Below are 338 nucleotides of genomic sequence, written 5' to 3' on the forward strand. Positions count from 1 at the left end.
TGGAATGGATGCGTTATTGGAACGGTGTGCAGGGTTGGATGTGCACCAAGAGACCGTCGTTGCCTGTGTATTGGCAGGGTCTCTGGACAAGAAACCGAAGCAGGAAATCAAAACATTTGGAACAACGACCAAGGAATTGCTAAAACTCCATGACTGGCTGTTAGAGCGAGAATGTACGCATGTTGCCATGGAGAGTACCGGCGTTTATTGGAAACCGGTATGGAATCTGATGGAAGATTCATTTGAACTTGTCTTGGCGAATCCACAGCGAATCAAAAACGTGCCAGGCAAAAAAACAGACATGAAAGACGCGGTCTGGATCGCTCAATTGCTGCGCT

Annotated in this window: 1 protein-coding gene; it reads left to right on the plus strand. The window is 47.6% G+C overall.

Annotated features, from left to right (window positions below):
• Nucleotides 1–4 precede the first annotated feature (4 nt).
• Nucleotides 5–338: IS110 family transposase (locus PPOP_RS18925; protein WP_042230261.1), on the plus strand; the 334-nt coding region annotated here is incomplete at its 3' end.

Source organism: Paenibacillus popilliae ATCC 14706 (assembly GCF_000315235.1).
Lineage (GTDB): Bacteria > Bacillota > Bacilli > Paenibacillales > Paenibacillaceae > Paenibacillus_B > Paenibacillus_B popilliae.